12 protein-coding genes are annotated in these 18,169 nt (G+C 47.3%); 10 read left to right on the top strand and 2 right to left on the bottom strand.

Going from position 1 to position 18,169, the window contains the following annotated elements; genetic code table 11:
- The first annotated feature begins 13 nt into the window (after positions 1-13).
- From ligA to AYR61_RS13990, 10 genes are all read left to right on the top strand, one after another.
- Complete coding sequence (ligA, locus tag AYR61_RS14035; protein ID WP_065903628.1) at positions 14-2,083, top strand: NAD-dependent DNA ligase LigA; 2,070 nt, start codon at positions 14-16, stop codon at positions 2,081-2,083.
- A complete protein-coding gene (locus AYR61_RS14030; RefSeq protein ID WP_082409399.1) occupies positions 2,070-3,212 on the top strand; it encodes a CamS family sex pheromone protein in 1,143 nt (380 codons plus the stop codon). The genes ligA and AYR61_RS14030 overlap by 14 nt, the downstream gene beginning before the upstream one ends.
- Positions 3,213-3,702: 490 nt before the next feature.
- Positions 3,703-5,061, top strand: coding sequence for an IS4 family transposase (locus tag AYR61_RS14025; protein ID WP_065901546.1), 1,359 nt, complete (start codon positions 3,703-3,705; stop codon positions 5,059-5,061).
- Between the two features lie 340 nt (positions 5,062-5,401).
- Complete coding sequence (gatC, locus tag AYR61_RS14020) at positions 5,402-5,713, top strand: Asp-tRNA(Asn)/Glu-tRNA(Gln) amidotransferase subunit GatC (RefSeq protein WP_056986899.1); 312 nt, start codon at positions 5,402-5,404, stop codon at positions 5,711-5,713.
- 2 nt (positions 5,714-5,715) lie between these two features.
- A complete protein-coding gene (gatA, locus tag AYR61_RS14015; protein WP_054712215.1) occupies positions 5,716-7,185 on the top strand; it encodes an Asp-tRNA(Asn)/Glu-tRNA(Gln) amidotransferase subunit GatA in 1,470 nt (489 codons plus the stop codon).
- Positions 7,185-8,606 (top strand): Asp-tRNA(Asn)/Glu-tRNA(Gln) amidotransferase subunit GatB, encoded by a 1,422-nt coding sequence (gatB, locus tag AYR61_RS14010; protein ID WP_056986897.1) that lies wholly within the window; start codon positions 7,185-7,187, stop codon positions 8,604-8,606. The genes gatA and gatB overlap by 1 nt, the downstream gene beginning before the upstream one ends.
- Before the next feature lie 536 nt (positions 8,607-9,142).
- Positions 9,143-10,180 (top strand): diacylglycerol kinase, encoded by a 1,038-nt coding sequence (locus AYR61_RS14005; RefSeq protein ID WP_054712216.1) that lies wholly within the window; start codon positions 9,143-9,145, stop codon positions 10,178-10,180.
- 73 nt (positions 10,181-10,253) lie between these two features.
- Positions 10,254-11,633 (top strand): 23S rRNA (uracil(1939)-C(5))-methyltransferase RlmD, encoded by a 1,380-nt coding sequence (gene rlmD / locus AYR61_RS14000; protein WP_056986896.1) that lies wholly within the window; start codon positions 10,254-10,256, stop codon positions 11,631-11,633.
- 649 nt (positions 11,634-12,282) lie between these two features.
- Positions 12,283-12,984, top strand: coding sequence for a matrixin family metalloprotease (locus AYR61_RS13995; protein ID WP_065903626.1), 702 nt, complete (start codon positions 12,283-12,285; stop codon positions 12,982-12,984).
- Positions 12,985-13,247: 263 nt separating this feature from the next.
- Entirely contained in the window at positions 13,248-14,789 is a 1,542-nt protein-coding gene (locus tag AYR61_RS13990) for a gamma-glutamylcysteine synthetase (RefSeq protein WP_065903624.1), read from the top strand.
- Between the two features lie 182 nt (positions 14,790-14,971).
- On the opposite strand, the gene AYR61_RS13985 is transcribed toward AYR61_RS13990, so the two are convergent.
- Together AYR61_RS13985 and AYR61_RS13980 are read right to left on the bottom strand one after the other, a co-directional pair.
- Positions 14,972-16,300, bottom strand: coding sequence for an APC family permease (locus AYR61_RS13985; protein ID WP_065903622.1), 1,329 nt, complete (start codon positions 16,298-16,300; stop codon positions 14,972-14,974).
- Between the two features lie 385 nt (positions 16,301-16,685).
- Positions 16,686-18,041 (bottom strand): gluconate:H+ symporter, encoded by a 1,356-nt coding sequence (locus tag AYR61_RS13980; protein WP_065903619.1) that lies wholly within the window; start codon positions 18,039-18,041, stop codon positions 16,686-16,688.
- Positions 18,042-18,169: the final 128 nt, after the last annotated feature.

Here is an 18,169-nt window from a genome sequence, read left to right as displayed (position 1 = left end):
GAGGCGGATCGTCATGGCAGACAAACCAGTGGATCAATTAACGAAGGATGAGGCAGCAACTCTGGCCGCACAGTTACGGCCGCAGTTAACTGCCTGGGGTCAAGCATATTACACGAGCGATGCGCCGGATGTTGAAGATCACGTATACGACGCAGCGTATGCCCAACTTGTGGCCATTGAAGCGACCTACCCGGACCTGGTCACAGCAGATTCACCAACCCAAAACGTTGGCGGGTCAGTACTGACCGGGTTTACGAAGGTAACGCACGACATTCCCATGCTTTCAATGGGGGATGTCTTCTCAGAGGACGAACTGGCTGGCTTTGATCAGCGGATTCAAGCGGATGCGGACGACCGAATCGCTTATAATTGTGAATTAAAAATTGATGGGTTAGCGATTTCGTTACGGTACGAAGACGGCTTGCTTGTCCAGGGCTCGACGCGGGGCAACGGGGTGATCGGTGAGGATATTACGCAGAATCTTAAAACGATTCCCTCAATTCCTCAAAAACTCAACCGCCCATTAACCGTGGAAGTTCGTGGTGAGTGCTACATGCCAAAGGACTCGTTTATGCGGTTGAACGAACGGCGGGAAGCTGAGGGCCAGCCAGTCTTTGCGAACCCCAGAAATGCAGCGGCTGGTAGCTTGCGGCAGTTGGATTCACGGGTGACCGCTGACCGGAAATTAAGCACGTTTATGTATAACGTCGCCGATTTTGATCCCATTGACGCGCGGACTCAGAGTGATATGTTGTTAGAACTGACGTCACTTGGGTTTACGACCAATCCCACAAATCGGGTGGCTGAGTCACTTGATGATGTGTTTGCATTTATCACTGAATACACGGGCAAACGAGATGACCTGCCGTATGGCATCGATGGCATCGTGATCAAAGTGAACTCTTTGCCGCGGCAACGGGCGCTCGGTGCAACGGTGAAGGATCCACGGTGGGAGATTGCCTACAAGTTCCCACCAGAAGAAGCACAAACCATTGTGCGTGATATTGAGTGGACCGTTGGCCGTACCGGGGTCGTCACACCGACCGCTGTCATGGATCCGGTCCAACTTGCTGGCACAACGGTGGCAAGGGCCTCCTTGCATAATCCGGATTACCTGGTTGAAAAGGACATCCGTGTCGGCGATACCGTGCTGTTGCATAAAGCGGGCGATATCATTCCGGAAATTTCGAATTTCGTTGCCGCTAAACGTGATCCCAACAGTGCGCCTTACGTGATTCCGACGCACTGTCCTTCCTGCGGCGCTGAGCTGGTTCACCTTGATGATGAAGTTGCCTTGCGCTGCATCAATCCCAAGTGTCCAGCCCAGTTGGCAGAACAGTTAAATCACTTTGCCTCACGAAATGCGATGAACATTGATGGCCTGGGACCGCGAATCATTAAACAGCTGTTTGAAAAGGCGTACGTGACGGATGTTGCTGACCTTTACCGACTCACGTTTGACCAGCTGGTCACGCTTGATAAATTTGGCGAGAAGTCGGCTACAAACCTGTTGACGGCGATCGATAATAGTCGGGATAATTCGCTGGAACGGCTGTTATTTGGTTTGGGTATCCGTCACGTTGGTGCCAAGGCGGGCCGCTTGCTGGCAGCTGAGTTTGGCGACATTGACGCGTTAATGGCTGCGGATGAAGAATCGATTGCTGCCATTGCGTCAGTCGGTGATACCATTGCTGATAGCGTGGTGACCTACTTTGAAAATGCGGATGTGCAAACGTTGATCGACGAGCTCAAAACGCTTGGGGTCAACATGACCTATACCGGTGCACCAGCTGAACCAGCCAACGCTGATGGGTTCTTCAACGGTAAGCGCGTTGTTTTGACGGGCAAGCTGACGCAGATGAGCCGACCAGAAGCAACAGAATGGCTTGAAGCACAGGGCGCCAAGGTCACTGGCAGCGTTTCGAAAAAAACGGACCTGCTGATTGCTGGCGAAGATGCCGGCAGCAAGCTCACCAAGGCCCAGTCCTTGTCCGTGCCGGTTTGGAACGAGGCAAGATTTGCCAGTGAAATGAGCGCTGACACAGCAAATGAAAATGGAGGAAATCGTGATGAAACGAATTAAGGCAGTCATCGCCATGGCCGTTTGCGGTCTGTTGCTGAGCGCCTGTGGTAACTTAGGCAGCACTGGAACAACGTCAACGAGTACGACGTCCAGCAAAGGGACGCAACTCACAGGCCAGGCCAGTGCTGGCCAGTATCAGGGTGTCATTAAAAACGGCCGTTACCGCACCAGTAAGGCTCGGGGCGTTAACGTGTCGCAAAACGACAATACCTACAATTTGAAGAGTTTTGAATCAGGGCTGTTAAACATTTCTAAAAAAGTGTTCTCAACCAACAAGTACGTTTTCCAAGAGGGGCAATACCTCTCAACAAGCACTGTCACAAACTGGTTAGGACGAAAATCAAAGTCCAATCCAACGGGGCTCAACCCAGTTAACAACGGGTCAACAAGTCCAACTAAGCGGAATCCAATTTACCTCCAACAAATGGAAGAACAGGATTACCTGACTGAAAGCGGTAAGAAGTTGAAACTATCCGGGGTCACCATTGGTCTTGGACTGAATTCAATTGACTACTACACCAAAACTGCGTATGGCTCGACCTACCAAACTGACATTAGTAATGCGACAGTTAAAAAGGAAGGGCAGCTTATTGCAAACCGGGTGCTAAAACGTCTGCGTCAAAAGAAGGCACTGAAGAACGTGCCGATCACCATTGCATTGTACAAGCAAGCCTCTGATGACAGCCTAGTGGGTGGGACCTTCTTTGCCTACTCGGTCAACAAGGCCGGGACAACGTCTGTGAAGTCGTGGACACCGGTGAGCGTGAAGAACTACGTTTACCCAACGACGTCATCGAGCGCGAAGGTTGGGAACTCAAACGATGAGACCGACTTTACCAACTTTAAGAGTCAGATTGAAAACTTCTTCCCGAACGTTGCGGGTGTGACCGCCCAGGCGCAATACACGGATAAGCAGCTGACAGGCATGAACATTTCAATTACGACACAGTTCTATAGTGAAACTGAAATTATCAGCTTTACCCAGTATCTGAAACAGGCAGCTGAAAAGTATCTGCCAAGCGGTGCCCCAGTTGACATCACGGTGTCGTCAACGGAGGGGATCCAAAGCTTCCTGAGTCGAACTTCGAGTGGGAAGTCGTTTTATTCGCATGTGTTTAGTAGTTATTAGAGAGCAGAGCGCGGAACAAGGCGGTTAAGAAAGAAAAGAAATGCCTGAACTTGGTATTTTTGCCAGAGTCTCTTACATGGCCGCCCCTTGCCTTGTGGAGCGCGTTTCGGCACGGAGGCCAAGAAAGACCAGAAATGCCTGAACTTGGCATTTGTGTCAGAGTTGGCTTAGGCAGGAGCCCTCTGCCTTGTGGAGCGCGTTTCAGCACAGTGACCAAGAAAGACCATAAATCAAAGTTCTGAACGAAGTCACCTTGCAGCACAAGCGCTACACCAACGAAAGCAACAAATCACATATCAAATGAGCCAAAAAGAAGCCAGAGACGACCAAAGTCTCTAGGCTTCTTTTTACTGAAATAACTGAAACTTGAAAGCTAATAATCACGCCAAAGGCGTGTGGTTATTGGCTTTTTTGGCAAAAAATAAACGCAAGCTCTCCTGCGTTGTATACTTTAGTCGACCAAAACCAAGATACAAAGGAGACTTACGTCATGAATATTATAAGACAAAAAAATACAGAAAACGAGCTTCACAATATTGTTCATCAATTTACTTCCCTCATTGGTCTATCTAAACTCACCAAGTTGGTGAATTATCGCCGGAATTCAGAAATCAGCTTGATGAAGGTCATTGAATGGCTGCTCACGACAAAGTTCCTGGGACGCTCGCTTTATCGAGCCCATGAAACACCTAACTTTACCAGTCGCACCGTCAGAAATAATTTGAACGATGGCCGGATCAATTGGCAACGCTTGATTTGTCAAGTTGGGAGTCATTTAATCAAGCATTTACGACCGTTTATTGACCGCCGGCGGCGGTTAGCATTGATCATTGACGATACACTCTTTTCCCGTGAGTACGCCACCCAAACCGAATTACTAGCGCGAGTCTTTGACCATGACAAACAGTTATATATTAAGGGATACCGGGCTTTAACTTTGGGTTGGAGTGACGCCAATACATTCTTACCGATCAACTTTGCATTAATGTCTTCCAAGAAGCCACAAAACGTCCTTGGAAAATCAGCTAAAACAACCGATCAACGAACAATTGCTGGCCGGAGACGTCGCCAAGCACAGCAAAAAATGAACCTCGTTTCATTGCAACTTGTCAAGCAAGCCCTCGCAAATGGCGTTCTAGCTGACTATGTGTTATTTGATAGCTGGTATAGCTCACCAAAAATGTTCTATGAATTAACCAAGTTGGGATTAAACGGCGTGGGCATGCTTAAACGGTCCAGCAAAATTTACTATCAATATCGCGGACGGCAATATTCAGTTAAAGCATTATACAAGCGACTGCAGGCCTCAAAATATCAACCCAAGCAAGCTTATCAATACAGCTGCTTTGTCGAAGCGCACGTCGGGAACCAAAAATTCAAGCTTCGCTTGGTATTTGTGGCTAATCGGGCCCGTCAAGATGACTACCTAGTACTGGCAACGACTCAGTTAGGCCTTCAGCCACAAGAGATCATTCAACTATACGCCCGAAGATGGCAAATTGAGAATTACTTTAAAGTTGCCAAGCAATACTTGCGGCTCGACAAATCACAAGTTCAAAATTATGACGGGCTTTGTGGCCATTTAGCAATTGTCATGATGACTTATGACCTATTAGCTTGGCAGGAACGGCAAAATCAGGATGATCGCACCATTGGGGATTTATTCTTTATAATGAACGAAGCCATGCCAGATATTGAGTTGTCTCAAGCACTGGTATGGCTTCTAAATTCGTTAAAAACGATTATTAATCATGAAGTTTATGCAAGAAGAGCCCAAATTATTCAGATGATGAATCAGTTCTTCACATTTTTGCCGAAACGGTTAGTTTCGCTGTTAACAGCAAGCTAAATGGTTAAATTAATTAAAATATGCCCTGTGATACCAAGGGATCAGTCTGTCTTCATACTTTCAAGTTTCAGCTGAAATAACTATTAATACTGAAGCGCACCGCATTCCAGCGATAAACTTCTCTTCAAAATGGCTTAGAAAGATGGCTCCAAACAAAAATTATTTTAGAAACACCCGATCATTTCACCCGCACACCACCATGTTATATGATTTTTCTAAACTTAACCATAAACTGAAAATAACTCAAGAATCTGCGGGTTAATGTGTTAAAATATTTTAGTGTAGCGTTAATTTACCCTTATCGTGAATAAAAGAAATTCTTTTGAAAGAAGGAGAATCGATGACAAGTCGAATTGACCAAGACCAAGTTCAACACGTCGCTTCATTAGCCAAGTTATCCTTAGATGATAACCAACTGAAGTACTTTACGACGCAGTTAGACGACATTATTGGATTATTTGAAACGTTAAGCGAAGTTGATACGGATGGGATCAAACCCACTTCGAGTGTCAGCGACCAGATCAACGTCATGAGAGAGGACGTTGCTGATAACTGGGGTCAGCGAGACGAATTGCTGGCAAACGCACCAGAGGCTGAAAATGGCTACATCAAGGTGCCCGTTATTATTGACGAAAGCGAGGACGAAGATTAGGTATGAATTATTTTGATAAGGATCTGACTTCTCTTCACGACGACCTCGTTAATCAGAAGATCAGTGCAACCGACTTAACCAAGGCCACGTTTGACAACATCGATACGACCGATGCTGACGTTGCAGCCTTTTTAAACTTAAATAAAGATGCTGCCTTGAAGAAGGCAGCTGAACTTGACGCGCAAGGTATCGATGCGGACAATTTATTGTCTGGGATTCCCGTTGCCATCAAGGATAACATTGTGACTAAGGGCCTCAAGACCACTGCTGCCTCAAAAATGCTTGAAAACTTCAAGCCAATTTATGACGCAACGGTGACTAAGAAGGTCAACGAAAGCGGCATGATCAACGTCGGCAAGACTAACATGGATGAATTTGCCATGGGTGGGTCAACCGAAAATTCTGCTTTTAAAACGACCAAAAACGCCTGGGATTACACCCGCGTTCCTGGTGGCTCATCAGGTGGTTCAGCAGCTGCTGTGGCTTCTGGCCAAGTGGTTGCTGCGCTGGGTTCAGATACCGGTGGTTCGATTCGCCAACCCGCTTCATTCAACGGCGTGGTCGGCATGAAGCCGACCTATGGCCGTGTTTCTCGTTGGGGTTTGATTGCCTTTGGGTCAAGCTTGGATGAAATCGGACCGATCACGCGGACGGTTAAAGATAACGCGCTGATTCTGTCTGCCATTGCCGGACATGATGAACGCGATTTGACTACCTCAACCAAGGACGTTCCTGACTTTGCTGCCGACTTAAACGCCGACACCAACGTGAAGGGCATGAAGATCGGCCTGCCTAAGGAATTTTTGGGCGAAGGGGTCGACCAGGATGTTAAGGATGCCATTTTAGCAGCTGCAGACAAATACCGCGAACTGGGTGCGACAGTGGACGAGGTTTCGCTGCCACATAACAAGTATGGGGTTGCGGCCTACTACATCATTTCATCTTCTGAAGCTTCTTCAAACCTACAACGATTTGATGGTATTCGTTACGGCTATCGTGCTGATGACACCAAGAGTCTTGAAGACGTATACGTCAAGTCCCGTTCCGAAGGGTTTGGCGACGAAGTGAAGCGCCGGATCATGCTGGGGACGTTCTCATTGTCTGCTGGGTTCTACGATGCCTACTTTAAGAAGGCTGCCCAGGTTCGGACACTGATCATCAACGATTTCCAAAACGTTTTAAAGGATCACGACTTCATCATGGGACCCGTTGCGCCGACACCAGCTTACAAGATCGGTGAAGACGTTGACGACCCGATGACGATGTACATGAACGATATTTTAACGATTCCAGTGAACTTAGCTGGACTACCAGGCATGTCCATTCCAGCCGGTTTCTCAAACGGGTTGCCAGTCGGCATGCAACTGATCGGTCGGCCATTCGACGAGACAACGCTGTACAAGGCAGCTTACACCTTCGAACAAGCTACCGATTTTCACAAACAAACACCAAACGCAGGGGGTAAAAACTAATGAACTTTGAAACAACGATTGGGCTTGAAGTCCATGTTGAGTTGAAGACAAATTCTAAGATTTTCAGTCCTTCCCCCGTTGAATTTGGGGACGATCCAAACAGTAACACCAACGTCATTGACTGGGGCTATCCAGGCGTTTTGCCATCTACCAACAAGGGCGTTGTGAAGTACGGGATCATGGCTGCTTTGGCCCTGCATGCGCAAGTCGAACAGCACCCGCACTTTGACCGGAAGAACTACTTCTATCCTGATAACCCAAAGGCCTACCAAATTACTCAGGCGGATACCCCAATAGGCCACGATGGCTGGCTTGAAGTTGAAGTCGACGGCGAGAAGAAAAAAATCGGGATCGCTGAAATGCATATTGAAGAAGATGCTGGGAAGAACACCCATGAACGGGACTATTCCTACGTCGACCTTAACCGTCAAGGTACCCCGTTGATCGAAATTGTGTCGAAGCCAGACATTGCGTCACCCGATGAAGCGTATGCTTACTTGGAAGCCTTACGTCAACGCATCCAGTTTACTGGGATCTCTGATGTGAAGATGGAAGAAGGGTCGATGCGTGTCGATGTTAACATTTCTATCCGCCCAGCCGGTTCCGACAAGTTTGGGACGAAGACAGAGTTGAAGAACTTGAACTCCTTCAACTACGTGCGCCGAGGGCTGGCCTTTGAAGAACAACGCCAGCAACGTGTCTTGATGTCCGGCGGCGAGATTCAACAAGAAACCCGTCGTTTTGATGAAGCTTCTGGTCAAACGATTTTGATGCGTGTCAAGGAAGGCTCAGACGATTACCGTTACTTTCCAGAACCAGACCTACCATCCCTTGATATCTCTGACGACTGGATTAACGAAATTCAGGGCGAAATGCCAGAAATGCCAGGGAAGCGTCGTGAACGTTACATTAACGAGCTTGGCCTGACCGACTACGATGCCATGGTCATCACCCAGACTAAGGAAATGTCAGACTTCTTTGACGCCACCGTTAAGTTGGGTGCCGATCCGAAGTTAACATCTAACTACCTGCAAGGGGACGTTAACGCCTATCTGAACGAACAGCACGCTGATCTGCAAGATACTGAGCTGACACCTGAAAACCTGGCTGGCATGGTCAAGTTGATCAATGACGGCACCATCTCATCTAAGATGGCGAAGAAGGTCTTTAAGGCTATTACTCAGGGTAAGGAACCTAAGGCCTTTGTCGAAGAGAAGGGCTTAGTTCAATTATCAGACCCTGCTCAATTACAACCCATCATCGATGACGTGTTGGCCAACAACCAACAATCCATCGAAGACTTCAACAATGGGAAGGACCGTGCTGTTGGGTTCTTGGTTGGTCAAATCATGAAGCAGACCCACGGGAAGGCTAACCCACAAGTGGTTAACAAGTTGCTGCTGGCTTCCTTGAAGAAGTAAACTGTTCTTTTAAAGCGTGACGTAATCAGACTGTTGCATTCCGCAATTTGGCACGGAGCTGAAGTGGCTCGCGATGAAGCTAATTCAGCTGTCGCCTTGCGCCATCTGAATGGATCTCCATCGACTCGCACATCAGTAACCGACCAAAATACGGTCGCTAACTGATGTCGACACCACAGCTCCGTGCCAAATCGCTGCATTTCACTCACTGTGAGCTTGCTGTTAATGTTGCTTAAGCTTTTAAATAGAGCTAAGAATGGTTTGAAGAGAGATCCGCTCTTGAATCGAATCGACATTAAGAGTGGCGTTTTCCACAAGCATGCAGTCGTTGGCGCCACGAATTGAGACGACAGATTTCTGTGACTGATATCGTGGTGGTCAATTCTCACTTAAGTAGCGAAGTGTAGCTGGTTGGCATTGCAGGCAGTAGCGACCCCACTGCAGCCTGCAGGGCCAACCAGCGAAACGCAGCGGCAGTAAACAGTCCTAGTAAAAAACATCAAGTAAAAAGATACAAGAACGACGGAGGAACCATAATGCGTAAACGGGCGCGTGTGATCTATAACCCGTCTTCGGGGCGTGAGGCGCTGAAGAAGGATTTGATCGATATCTTAGATGTATTTGAACAAGCTGGCTATGAAACCAGCGCCTTTGCGACCACGCCGGCGCCAAATTCGGCGCGGGACGAAGCAAACCGGGCTGCACGAGACGGGTTTGAACTGCTTGTTGCAGCTGGTGGTGACGGGACCATTAATGAAGTGGTTAACGGGATCGCAGGGCTTAAAAAACGGCCAAAGATGGCGATTATTCCTGCGGGAACGACAAACGACTACGCGCGTGCGTTGCATATTCCTCGCGAAGATCCGCTGGCGGCCGCTAAAGTGGTCCTCAAGCAACAAACAATTAAGATGGACATTGGTCTGGCAGCTGACAACTACTTTGTTAATATTGCCGGTGGTGGACGCTTAACGGAGCTCACGTACGATGTGCCATCTGAATTAAAATCGCTGTTTGGCTACCTTGCCTACCTGGTCAAGGGGGCAGAATTGCTTCCTCGGATCAAGCCGTTTGAAATGGATCTCAAGTATGACGGTGAAGATTATAAGGGCAAGGCGTCGATGTTCTTTCTCGCCCTGACCAATTCGATTGGTGGGTTTGAACAGATCGTGCCGGATGCTTCCTTAAACGATGGGAAGTTTACCATGATCATTGTGAAGACCAGTAATCTGGTTGAAATCATGCGACTGATCACCATGGTTCTGAATGGCGGTAAGCACATCAATGACCCTAAGATCATCTATCGTAAGGTCAGCAAGGTTAACGTCAAACCAGTGAATGGCTCACGCATCATGATCAACCTTGATGGTGAATATGGTGGCGATGCACCAATGACGTTTACCGATTTGAAACAACACATTGAATTTTTTGCGAACCTTGATGATATTCCAGACGATGCTGTTGAAGAAGAGAGTCCGGAGTACATTGAAGCTGAGCGGAAGTTCGTTGAAGGGGTCGGCGGCTTGCCGGAAGACGAGCGCGATCCTGAACAAGATGACGATTCTGAACAATCATAGTATGAATTTGAGGGATTTTGCTGTATGATACGTAAGGCAGTAAAATCCTTTTTATTAGTTATGGAGTATATACATGAAAGAAAAAGCACCAGTAGAAAAAAATGAAACATACACCGCTGACGTTGTGGACTTGACGTACGAGGGGAACGGGGTCGTTAAAATTGACAACTATTCTCTGTTCGTCGGCAACGCACTACCCGGCGAAAAGGTGAAATTTGTTGTGACGAAGGTCGGTAAGAACTTCGGTTACGGCCGCGTTCTTGACCATCTGACGACCTCACCTGACCGGGTGGACACCAGTGACAAGGACCGCCGTTTGGCGCAAGCGGGCATTGCCCCCTTGCAGCACATGACCTACGACGCACAATTGCGTTTCAAGCAACACCAGATTGAAAACTTGCTGCAAAAGGGCAAGTTGGCCATTGATGTGTTGCCAACAATTGGCATGGATAAGCCGTATCACTACCGCAACAAGGCAACGATTCCAGTGCGCTTGGTTAACGGTAAGCTCGAAACCGGCTTCTTCCGTCAACATTCACACACGCTTGTGCCGCTGGAAGATTACTACATTCAAGACCCACGGATCGATAAGGCACTTATCGTTGTCCGCGATATTTTGCGGGACAATGGGCTCATACCTTATGATGAACGCACCCACCGTGGCTTGATTCGAAACATCATGATTCGTCAGGGGTACTACAATGATGAAATGATGGTCTGCATCGTCACCAACTCGACGAAGTTGTCAAACAGTCCAGCGATTGCTGAAGCGATTCGTGAGGCCTTGCCAACTGTCGTGAGCGTGGTCCAAAACATCAATAACCGGCCAACCAACGTTATTATGGGACCAAAGACCAAGGTGCTGTCAGGGAAACCAGCCATCACCGATAAGTTACTGAGCAACAAGTTTGAAATTTCTGCCCAGTCCTTCTATCAGGTCAATCCGCAACAGACCGAAAAACTGTATGACCTCGCTATTGAAAAGGCTCAGTTGACGGGGGAGGAGACTGTTATCGATGATTACTGTGGTATCGGAACGATCTCACTTGCAATGGCCCGCCATGCGAAGGAGGTTTACGGTGTTGAAGTTGTGGCAACCGCTGTGGAAGATGCCAAGAAGAACGCCAAGCTGAACAAGCTGGACAACACCCACTTTGAAACCAACAAGGCTGAGTATCAAATGGCTAAGTGGCAAAAAGAAGGGCTTAAGCCGGACGTGATCGTTGTTGACCCGCCACGTAAGGGGTTAGACGAGACGTTGATTGAAAGTGCCAGTCAGATGGCACCTGAACGAATCGTGTACGTGAGTTGCAACCCAGCCACGCTGGTTCGCGATATCGAACGGTTTGCGGATGCAGGGTACGCTGTGGCTGATCCAATTCAGCCAGTTGATCAGTTCCCACAGACACCGCATGTTGAATCTGTTACTGTGCTAAACAGAATAGATAAATAAGAATTCTGTAAATATATAGTTTAGTTAGGATTCAAATAAAGACTATTTTTCTTTTAATGAGAAAAAATGGTCTTTTTTGTTGGGCTTAATTCAGAAAATAGTCGTGATTAATCATGCACATTAATAGAACACATTAATGAAACTGTTAAAAATAATCAATAATTTCTAACTGTAATATAAATGTAATATTAATAAACTTGTATTTAAAATGGTTAACAATATGAGCATCTGCTGAAAACTGCACTCGTTTCCATCGTTGCCGGGCGTGTTATTTGCACATTATCAGTTTTTCACAAGTCCTTGCAAGATAAGATTACAAAATGACTTTCATGAAAAATGGGGGCTTGCATTTCATACAGATAGCGTCTAACATACAAATCGTTAATTAAATGTTGTTTAAGTTTAATTCAGCACATCGTAAATCTTAAGTCAAAATTTAAACCTCATATTGGTCGGGGGACCAATGTGGGGATCAAATTTAGATAACTGAAGTTGGAACTTAGTTGTCAGTACTTGAGACTTTCGGATAGGATGGCACGACTTGGCGTCAGGTTTAGGGACCTGGTGAACGCCCTTTGGAGTCGATGAAAAAGCGATATCATAACCGTCAATTCATCACTGCCAATTTTAAGGAGTTCATCGAACCTATATGACTATCAAACGTTTTACGACCATCGCTGTTGCTACTGCTGCATTGTTTGTTTCACTTGTTGCTACTGAAAATTCAAATATGACTGCTCATCAAACGCCAGCGGATACTGTGACGACTGAGGCAGATGCAACAAGGGCAATCAGCCACTCAACGAGTGCTGCAACAGCCACGGTTGCTCATATGTCATATGGGTTTAAAACGGGTGCCAGCTCGTCGACTCCGGCAACTTACCGGTGGGCCAGCAAGACCATCACCTACAAGGTCAATGATAAGTCGACCTACTACAAACAGGTTTGGAACAGTGCTGTTAAACACTGGAACGCCACGAAGGTCATCAAGATGGTGCCCGTCCAATCCGGCAAGACAGCTGATATTACGTTAGCTTCTGCTAATAGCGATACTAAGAAGACCTCTGGCGACATTGTTGGGTTGACGTACACGTCTTACCACACCACCCAAACGATGGGTGATCTCAACGTTATGGCGAGTGCCAAATCATATGTGTACAAAAACATTGCCAACAAGATGCACTATTCGCAGCTTGACCGCGAACACGTAGCTGAACATGAGATCGGCCATGCGCTTGGTCTGGAGCATGCTGAAACGAAAAAGAGCGTGATGTATTACGCTAATCGGAGTTCAGCAATTACCTCAACCGATATCAAAGGGTTGAAGAACGCCTATAATAACAATAATTAATTGAAGTTCTAATTTAACGTAAACCGTTTTATGACCATAAAAAGATCAGCGTTCATCACCGCTAGCACGGGATGAGCGCTGATTTTTTCGTTTCATTTAAATCCGGTTTGAGACGCTTGTACGTCAGCTGAATTTAAACTATAATCGAACCATTAATTAATGACCTCATGATATTTTCATCATTGGGGTTACCCATCGGATTCTGACGAAAGCACAGCATCGGTATCGGTATTATAAATCAGACTGCAGGAGGCGGCACTTACATGTTAGAAAACTTGTTAGCCACCATTCAAAAAGAGGACTTGGCTGAGCAACTGTACCACAGCCTTGTCGGGATCGAAATTGAAGAAAATCGAATCGATAAAAATGGCCGTCTAAGTCGGCAGGAACACCCACAAGAACTTGGCTCCCGTCAGTTTCACCCGTACCTTCAAACCGATTTCGGTGAGGCTCAGGCTGAATTGATCACGGATCCAAATCCCAATATTGGTGGTGTCTTAGATCAACTTGACGCGTTGCAGACGGTCTTCTATCGCTCACTAAAGGGTGATGATCGCATCTGGCCAATGAGCATGCCGCCAGCTATCGATGAGGAAGACCGCCAGTACATTCGCGACCATTTTGAACGGCCAAACTATGCGGTGTACCGGGACTATCTCACGGAAAAGTATGATGTTGCCCCCAAAATTATCACGGGCATTCATCTTAATTTCAGTTTGCCTGACCCCGTCGTTAACCGATTATTTCCGTATTACGAGAACGAGTTTGCGAGCGTTAAGGATTTTAAGAATGCGCTGTATTTTCGGATCACCCAGAATCTCGTATTGCACCGGTGGTTGTTGACCTATTTATTTGGGGCGTCACCCGTTGCGGAAGCCGGATTCTTCGACAACTATCCGGTTGATGTGGACCTAACGCATCCCGTTCGGAGCATTCGCAGCAGCAAGTATGGCTACGCGAACCTGCCAGCTGACCACATGGACATGGGTGTCTACCAGTCGCTCAGTCATTTTGTGAAAACGATTGATGCTGCTGTCGCGGATGGTCATCTGTACGCGGCATCGGAGTTCTATGGCCCAGTTCGGTTACGCGGACAGGTCGAATTAAGCGACTATCTGCAGAAGGGAATTCGGTACCTCGAATTTCGAAACTTTGATCTGACACCGTTTACGCCAAATGGGGTCAGTCGTCATGCGATGTACTTTATGAAGCTCTTTTGGATCTATCTGCTTGTAACGCCAGTCGATTTGACTGACATCGGGGCCCAATTGACACAGGCCGGGCGTGATAATGACCAAGTGGCGTTAGAAGACCCGAAACAACCAACGTTTAAGCAGGCAGAGGGCCAGGCAATCTTTCACCGGTTAGATGAACTTGCTAAGGCGTTAAACGCTCACAGCGAGCAAATTACAGCGGTTGACGACTTTGCGGAGTTTATGACCCATCCTGAACTGACACCAGCCGCCAAGATGGTTGATCAATTGGTCGATGGCAGCCTGATGACCTTTGGCAAGCAGCAAGCTGCCAAGTGGAAGGCGGACCGGATCGGTGCGCAGGATTTGATCCCAGCGATGTACCGGCTGCCGGTTCGTGCGCAGGAACTTGTTTTCCGCGCCATCCAATTGGGTATCCGTTACTACGTCGTGCATGATGAACACGGTGAAGCCTTGTTAATGCTGACGTATGATGGGTTGACGCAGGTGGTTCAGGCGGACAAGATTCCGGATGAGGCCGCTACGGCCTATCTGCAAGGCCTATTTCCTGATTTGCCGATGCCGGTTACCGATTCACTTAAAAACGAGTAACTGCCCTTAGATAACGATTCGAAGGTTTGATTTTTAACTGTGCACAGGCAAGAGCTTAAAGTTCACGTTACCTGTTCGACTAAAAAACGTCTTCAGCGCTGATTGCCAGCGACGAAGACGTTTTTTTGTACACTGCTGTGCTTGTCCAGAGTCCCTCAAGACTTCAATACACAGCATTGGGGTTATTTTTGCTGTTTAACACGTGTTTGATGGTAGTAGTAAACCGGAATACCGATAGCGGTTAAAACAAGTCCAGTGACCGCTAAACCGGTTTGAGTGAGGATGGTGACAATGAGAATGAAGAAACCGCCAATAATGGCAATTACCGGAATGATCGGATAACCCGGTACGCGGTAGGGCCGTTGTAGTTCGGGTTCACGTTTTCGCAGGATAAACAGCGCGATGAAGAGCATCACGTTGAAGATCCACATCACAAATACCAGCATGTCCGTCAGGGTGTCAAAGGATCCCATAAAGATCATCAACAGGGCAATGACAAACTCCGCAGCCCCAGCGAAATATGGAACGTAGGTGTGACGGGAAAGCCGTTTTAAGTACTTGCTGAAAGGCAGGGCGTTTTCCTCCGCCATCGCAAACGGCACGCGCATCCCAGTCAAAGTGTACCCGTTAATCGCGCCGTAAACGGAGACTAGGATCCCAATGGTGACAAGCTTACCACCCATTTGGCCAAAGATAAGGCGGGCAGCTTCGTAGGCCGTGTTTTGGTTATTGGCAATTTGACTGACTGGCAACGTCTTAACGAAGACGTAGTTGATCAGCGTATAGATCAATGTGATCAAGACCAGCCCAAGAATGATGGCCCGGGGCAGATCTTTTTCGGGTCGTTTCATTTCACCAGCAATGTTCCCAATGTTTATCCAGCCATCATAGGCAAACATCGTGGCGAGCAAGCCACCGCTAAAGGCCGTCCAGTAGTTCAGGTGTGGCCCCGCAGTGATGGGAAACAGTGAGACGTTGACGTGAGCGTTAGAAAAGAGACCAACACCAACGATCAGCACGATCGGAATCAATTTAAAAATCAGCGTGATCGATTGAAAGGCACCCCCGACTCGGGCACCTAAAAAGTTGATGAGAAGGAGGGAACCGGCACACATGATTGCGATTGGAATCTGCCAAATGGTTGTCAGTTGGAATAGGTTGATGAACTGGGTGGCAAAAATAATGGAGAGGGCAGCCATGTTCGCTGGGTAGTAGACGAGCATCAGCGCCCAGCCCATTAAGAAGCCTGGCAGTTTGCCGTAGGTGTATTCAATATATTTGATAGCCCCGCCAGTTCGCGGGATAGCGGCTGCGAGCTCAGCTGTCGTTAATCCGCCGCAGATCGTGATGAGACCACCAAGAATCCAGGCAGCAATCGTCATGCTGGCGGAATGGGTCACACCGACTACGCTGGCAACTTTAAAGAAGACCCCGCCGCCAATGGTGGTGCCCATGACCGTTGCAAGCGCAGTAAATAACCCAATTTCACGTTTTAAGTGTGATTCGTTCATGACCGTTTCCTTTCGTTTTTACGCAATAGAACTGCATTATAGCAGAGTTAATGAACACTCGCAATCAGCTGCTAGGCCGTGTTTCTGCTGGTCTCATGAAACATTAATAATGTTAGGAAAAGTTGGAGAAAACGATGAAAAAATGGTAAAACGGTGAACCATTTGCGCTGATGGTTTTTATAAACGAAGCTGCAAATCGTTTCATGTCATCCCAACATGCATTTCGTTGACGCTTGCCATACATCAAAACGGTAAATGGTAGTTCGTAAGGAATTTTCCTCGACGGCAATCTAGCGACGCAACGAAGCGAAAGTCGAAAACTATATGAAAAAAATCAAAAAAAGAAGCCAAGCACAAGGCTTAGCTTCTCAAAACAACTTTTAGTTTAGTGGAACGCGAGATTCAAGAGGAGCACGATAATGATCCCGACGACTGAGATGACCGTTTCAAGCACCGTCCAAATCGAAAGTGTTTGCTTGATCGTCAAATCGAAGTATTCGCGGAACATCCAGAACCCAGCATCGTTAACGTGTGATGCGGCAAGTGAACCGGCACCAATGGCAAGTACCATCAGGGCAGGGTCAACGCCGGCTTGGGTCATCAATGGGGCAACGATACCTGCGGCAGTCAATGATGCAACAGTAGCGGAACCCAAAGCGACACGTAGGATAACGGCAACGATCCAACCTAACAGCAGTGGTGACAAGCTTGAGTGAACGAAGATCTTGGCAACTTCATTACCGATACCACCGTCGATCAAGACTTGTTTGAATCCAGAACCACCACCAATAACCAACAGCAACATAGCGATTGACTTAACGGCGTCTTCAAGAGTGGCCATAATGTCCTTCGTTGCGCGGTTACGGTGCCAGCCCATTGACCACATTGCAAACAGCAATGAGATCAACATGGCAATAGCAGGGTCACCAATCAATGAAATGATTGAGTCAAGCATGCTAGGGTTCTTTGGGGTGTTCCCACCGTCAACGGTCATCTTGTAGATGGTCGTAATGGCCATCAAGATAACTGGGAAGAGGGAAGTCAAAACAGAGATACCAAAGCCTGGTTCTTGACCTGGTTCTGGCTTCTTCATTTCACCAAATGAGCTTAATGAACCCTTTTGCTTGAAAGCATCTGGGGCAAACTTTTGCGCTAATTTAGTGAACAGAGGACCAGCAATGTAAGCTGCAGGAATCGCAACAACGATCCCAAATAACAGGACTTTACCATCGTTAGCATTCAAGGCTGCAGAAATTGCAACTGGTGCTGGGTGAGGTGGCAAGAACCCGTGGGTAACGGACAGGGCGGCAGCCATTGAAATCCCAAGGTAAAGCACTGGAACTTCAGCTTCAACGGCAATCGCGAAGACGATAGGCACTAACAGAACCATCCCAACTTCGAAGAAAAGCGCAAGACCAATAATGAATGATGCTAACATGATAGCGATTTGCAGTCTCTTACGACCGAACTTTTCAATCAAAGTTGAAGCAATGGTGTGGGCACCACCAGCATCGGCAACCAGCCGACCAAGCATAGCACCAAAACCAAAGACTAGTGATAATTCACCAAGTCCTGACCCGATACCAGTTTCAATACTGGTTGGGATTTTCGTTAATGGCATACCAAGTAAAATGGCAGTCACAACGGATGTGATGATCAGGGAAACGAAGGTGTTGATCTTGAATCTGATGATCAGGATCAGCAACAGGATGACCCCAATAAGAAGAGCAAGCAATTGCATAATAAGTAAACCCTTTCATTTAATTATTTTGAGAAGCCATCTGCCGCAAACAGATGGCCCTTCAATAACATAAATTATAATGTGAAGTGCGATCACATGCACGCATGCAATCTCGCCTCAGGTTGAAC

This window comes from Secundilactobacillus paracollinoides (assembly GCF_001702155.1).
Lineage (GTDB): Bacteria > Bacillota > Bacilli > Lactobacillales > Lactobacillaceae > Secundilactobacillus > Secundilactobacillus paracollinoides.
The sequence above is the reverse complement of the archived record's forward strand: the minus strand, read 5'-3'. Positions and strand labels throughout refer to the sequence as shown.

Excerpts from the sequence above, each read along its gene's own strand:
- AYR61_RS14005 (WP_054712216.1), top strand. The coding sequence starts at position 9,143 with ATGCGTAAACGGGCGCGTGTGATCTATAACCCGTCTTCGGGGCGTGAG.
- AYR61_RS14025 (WP_065901546.1), top strand. The coding sequence starts at position 3,703 with ATGAATATTATAAGACAAAAAAATACAGAAAACGAGCTTCACAATATT.
- ligA (WP_065903628.1), top strand. The coding sequence starts at position 14 with ATGGCAGACAAACCAGTGGATCAATTAACGAAGGATGAGGCAGCAACT.
- AYR61_RS13980 (WP_065903619.1), bottom strand. The coding sequence starts at position 18,041 with ATGCAATTGCTTGCTCTTCTTATTGGGGTCATCCTGTTGCTGATCCTG.
- AYR61_RS13995 (WP_065903626.1), top strand. The coding sequence starts at position 12,283 with ATGACTATCAAACGTTTTACGACCATCGCTGTTGCTACTGCTGCATTG.
- gatA (WP_054712215.1), top strand. The coding sequence starts at position 5,716 with ATGAATTATTTTGATAAGGATCTGACTTCTCTTCACGACGACCTCGTT.
- gatC (WP_056986899.1), top strand. The coding sequence starts at position 5,402 with ATGACAAGTCGAATTGACCAAGACCAAGTTCAACACGTCGCTTCATTA.
- AYR61_RS13990 (WP_065903624.1), top strand. The coding sequence starts at position 13,248 with ATGTTAGAAAACTTGTTAGCCACCATTCAAAAAGAGGACTTGGCTGAG.
- gatB (WP_056986897.1), top strand. The coding sequence starts at position 7,185 with ATGAACTTTGAAACAACGATTGGGCTTGAAGTCCATGTTGAGTTGAAG.
- rlmD (WP_056986896.1), top strand. The coding sequence starts at position 10,254 with ATGAAAGAAAAAGCACCAGTAGAAAAAAATGAAACATACACCGCTGAC.
- AYR61_RS13985 (WP_065903622.1), bottom strand. The coding sequence starts at position 16,300 with ATGAACGAATCACACTTAAAACGTGAAATTGGGTTATTTACTGCGCTT.
- AYR61_RS14030 (WP_082409399.1), top strand. The coding sequence starts at position 2,070 with ATGAAACGAATTAAGGCAGTCATCGCCATGGCCGTTTGCGGTCTGTTG.